This is a genomic window from Sodalis sp. (in: enterobacteria) (assembly GCF_047607725.1).
Lineage (GTDB): Bacteria > Pseudomonadota > Gammaproteobacteria > Enterobacterales > Enterobacteriaceae > JBLKSS01.
This window is the reverse complement of sequence record NZ_JBLKSS010000253.1, coordinates 1-3,385: the sequence shown is the minus strand read 5'-3', so window position 1 is coordinate 3,385 and position 3,385 is coordinate 1. Positions and strand designations below refer to the sequence as shown.

At 56.1% G+C, this 3,385-nt stretch carries 3 protein-coding genes and 2 pseudogenes; 3 read left to right on the top strand and 2 right to left on the bottom strand.

Going from position 1 to position 3,385, the window contains the following annotated elements:
* The 3 genes and pseudogenes from ACMX3H_RS17790 to ACMX3H_RS17780 all read left to right on the top strand — a co-directional run.
* Positions 1–149: transposase domain-containing protein (locus tag ACMX3H_RS17790; protein WP_415211751.1), on the top strand; the 149-nt coding region annotated here is incomplete at its 5' end.
* Complete coding sequence (locus tag ACMX3H_RS17785; RefSeq protein ID WP_415211750.1) at positions 146–475, top strand: Gfo/Idh/MocA family oxidoreductase; 330 nt, start codon at positions 146–148, stop codon at positions 473–475. The genes ACMX3H_RS17790 and ACMX3H_RS17785, both read left to right, overlap by 4 nt.
* A gap of 69 nt (positions 476–544) precedes the next feature.
* Positions 545–1,564 (top strand): annotated as a pseudogene (locus ACMX3H_RS17780) (bile acid:sodium symporter family protein).
* Between the two features lie 160 nt (positions 1,565–1,724).
* Here the strand turns inward: ACMX3H_RS17780 and ACMX3H_RS17775 are convergent.
* Together ACMX3H_RS17775 and ACMX3H_RS17770 are read right to left on the bottom strand one after the other, a co-directional pair.
* Positions 1,725–2,540 (bottom strand): lysostaphin resistance A-like protein, encoded by an 816-nt coding sequence (locus ACMX3H_RS17775; RefSeq protein WP_415211749.1) that lies wholly within the window; start codon positions 2,538–2,540, stop codon positions 1,725–1,727.
* A gap of 492 nt (positions 2,541–3,032) precedes the next feature.
* Positions 3,033–3,385, bottom strand: a pseudogene (locus ACMX3H_RS17770) (IS66 family transposase); the annotation flags it as partial.

The following is a 3,385-nucleotide window of genomic DNA, read 5'->3' as shown; positions in this document are numbered from 1 at the left end:
CGCTGATGTATACGCTGATCGGCAGTTGCAAACTGAACGGCGTGGAGCCGGAAGCGTATCTGCGCCATGTGCTGGCGATTATCGCGGATCATCCCATCAACAAAATCAAAGAGCTCCTACCGTGGAACCTCACCATCCCTGCTGAATAACTGTCAATACGGCGCTGGGCGTACGCTTACGTCTCGATAGCCAGGAAGACAGTTTGAAAGCGGGCGAGCGGCCGGGCGGCCCCTGCTGTGGTGCCGATAAGCAGGATGGCGTGCTCACGCTTATTGAGGACAGCGGACGTCGGGTGGCCTCGCAACCCACGCTGCCGGGGAATTATCCCGCTTATTATCAGGGGATCCACGGGGCGGTTCGCGGCGCGGCGCCTAATCCCGTGCCGGCCGAGGAGGCGATTCGGGTAATGGAGTTGATTGAGCTTGGTATCAAGAGCACTGAACAACGCAAAACGTTGCCGGTCAAGAACGGCTGACCCGCAAGCGGGCGAGGTGAGGCACCATCGATTTGCGTTGTCATATTAAATGAGGGAAAGGCCGTCGCTATGTCTTGGTTGCAACGTTTGCGTATTGATAAATTTTTGGTGGTGCTGATTTGTGTGGTGGCGCTGGCGTCATTTTTTCCCTGTCGCGGCATCGCCCGCGTTATCTTTGAAAATCTGACCACCGCCGCTATCGCGCTGTTATTTTTTATGCACGGAGCTAAATTGTCACGGGAAGCCATCCTGGGCGGCATAAGCCACTGGAAACTGTATGTCGTGGTGTTTCTCAGCACCTTTGCGGTATTCCCGCTGCTGGGGCTGGCGATGAAAGTCTTTGTGCCGAGCTTGCTGTCAAGCAACGTGTACATGGGGTTTCTCTATTTGTGCGCGCTGCCGGCAACGGTGCAGTCGGCGATTGCCTTCACCTCCGTGGTGGGTGGCAATGTTGCCGCCGCGATTTGCAGCGCTTCGGCCTCTAGTATTCTCGGCGTTTTTTTGTCGCCGGTGCTGGTGGGACTGCTGATGTAAACCCAAGAGGGCGCGGCGGCGGGAAGCCATGACATCCTGCATGCCATCGGTGCGATTATTTTGCAATTGATGGTGCCCTTTGTCATCGGGGATCTCTCACGACCGCTCATTGGCGGTTGGGTGGCGCGCCATAAAAAACTGGTGAATATGACTGACCGGTCATCCATTTTGCTGGTGGTGTACGTTGCCTATAGCGCGGCGGTAGTGGAGGGCATCTGGCAGCAAATCACCGGTTGGACGCTCGTGGCTATTCTGGCGTTTTCGCTGGTGCTGCTGGCGTTGGTGCTTATCGCCAATACGTATGCCGCCCGCTGGTTGGGCTTTGACACGCCGGATGAGATTACCATCGTGTTTTACGGCTCGAAGAAAAGTCTGGCCAACGGCATTCCTATGGCCAATGTACTGTTCCCCGCCGCCATGGTGGGAACGTTGGTACTACCGCTGATGATTTTTCATCAGGTGCAATTGATGGTGTGCGCGGTACTCGCCCAACGCTATGCGCGCAAACAGGCGCTACAGGCCGCCGCGACACCGGGAGCAGGCGATCGTCACTGACGCGGCGGCGACAATCGCGCTGGGCGCTGACGCCCTGCGCGACCGTACGCCTCTGCTTATGCCCTTACGCCGAGGCTATCGGCGTTGCTTACGCCCCGACTGATAGCGCGCCGTTCACGCACCGGGCGAGCAGGGAACGTAGCCTGTAGCTAACGGCCGGTTAGCGCCGCCAGGCAGGGTAGGTGAAAAACAGCAGATGAAGCATATTCAAGGCAAAATGTACCGCCACCGCCACCCACAATTTGCCGCTCCATTTCCAGGCCAAGCCGTATACCAGGCCTGCCAGGGCAGCGAAAATCACCATTAACAGGCCGGACTGCAAATGGGCCAATCCAAACAACAGCGCGGTAATGAATAAGGCGGGCAGGCCACCGGTGAGCTGTCCCAGCCGGCGCTGAATATAGCCGCGAAACAGGGCTTCTTCCGCTAGCGAGACAAAAAACAGATTCGCCAACATAAAATTGCCCAGCCAAACCGGCGTATGCAGCTCCGGCGCCAGACCGCCAAGCGTCACCGCCAATAACAGCAGACCGGGCACACAGAGCAGCAATAGCACCCATCGCCACGGAGCGACGTTGGGCTGTGCAGAGGTGGCAAAAAGCGACGGTAGGCAACCAAGCAATAAGAACGGGATCAGTGCTTTATCCAGGCCGTAATAAAGGGTAAAAGGCTGGCTGTGCGGCCCGGCCTGCACCTCATCGAGAATTTTCGGCAAACTAAACCCGGGCGCCCAATGCTTAAACAGCATCACGCCGCCGATAACCAGCAGTACCTCACAGGCGATGGCGATCTCTTTATGCGACTGATAACGGAAGCGTAGCAGGGAAATCATCCCCGCTAGCGCCAGGAAAGACAGTGCCGGTATCCCGACATAGCCCTGCCAAACACCCGTCGCCAGCGCCAGCACCAGCAGCACCAGCGCCGCGCGGAAATTGAAAACGATGGCGGCAAGTGATAAAGGTAATAAATATTCCAAGGGACACTCCTGTCCATTATTATTTGTTCAGGTCCCTCTTTTTACGAAGAAAAAGAGGGGGGGAATACTAAAGTTGCTTGATTAAAAGAGTTACCAGGCGTTTTGTCAAACGACATTACCAATAATATGAAGACAACAAGGGGGAAAGCGTTAGGGAGAGGCTATTTTTTTCTTTCCCGCAGGCGTTAACCTTTAAGGGAATATGAGTGGCGAGAGGAAGTAATCACGCCGGTGAATAGGGTGATCCGTTGTCTATTAGGGCGGGGGGAACGTAAAAATAATGGCTTCGGACACGTTAGCCGTGGAGGGAGAATAAAGATAACCGCGCGATAAAAGCCCTGTTTTTGGCCGGCCGCTGAGGCAGGCGGTGACGGCAAACCCCGCGTAATCCGGGCAGACAGAGCCATGATGGTGATTATGGCATAGGAGAGATAACCGGCGGTGTTATTAGTTACAACATACAATTAGAATTATACAAAAATAATCCTCCCACAACGCCCGCCAGTAGTTCATCAGGTAGTTGAACGCCTTTGCCGTATCGGCCTGGCGCGACAGCGTGGTGAGTTTTTCCCGGACCCAACTCTCCAGACCAACAAGTATTGGTCGGGATCGTGCTTCGCGCACCTGTTGTCGTTCCTCTGCCCGGGGCCGCCCCCGGATATCGGCTTCGATCGCGTACAGCTCACCGATCCGGCGCAGGGCCTTGGTAGTGGTCGGCGACGGATGGCGCACATGGATATCATGGATTTTACGCCGGGCGTGGGCCATGCAGCCGACCTCGCGGATATGGCCTTCTTCATACAGTGGATTGAAGCCCGCGTACGCATCCGCCTGCAACAGGCCGC